Source organism: Rahnella sp. PAMC25617 (assembly GCF_050606005.1).
Taxonomy (GTDB): Bacteria; Pseudomonadota; Gammaproteobacteria; order Enterobacterales; family Enterobacteriaceae; genus Rahnella; species Rahnella variigena.
In genome coordinates this window covers 1-237 of the sequence record NZ_JBOCUM010000283.1, presented here as the reverse complement: position 1 = coordinate 237, position 237 = coordinate 1, and the positions used below count along the sequence as shown (strand labels likewise).

Here is a 237-nt window from a genome sequence, read left to right as displayed (position 1 = left end):
CTGCGCTACAAAATAATAATGCAGGGTACGACGCGTACCGCGCTGACCGCGGTCACCTTTAAGCCGCGTCAGCAATGAGACTTTGGTCTGGTTGAGAGTCGTCACCAGCGTGCTGTTGGCCATTGCCACATCCACCCACGGCAGGTCCGCAGCATGTTCGGCATCGGGGTCAAACAGGTTGGCCTTGGCATCCAGATAATTTGCCAACCGATCATAGCAGCGCGCCAAATTTTCCTG

The 237-nt window shown here is 55.7% G+C and carries 1 protein-coding gene; it reads right to left on the bottom strand.

Going from position 1 to position 237, the window contains the following annotated elements; translation table 11 throughout:
* Window positions 1-237, bottom strand: a 237-nt coding sequence (locus ACM615_RS24360; RefSeq protein ID WP_431012704.1) for an FUSC family membrane protein, incomplete at both ends; no start/stop codon positions are given.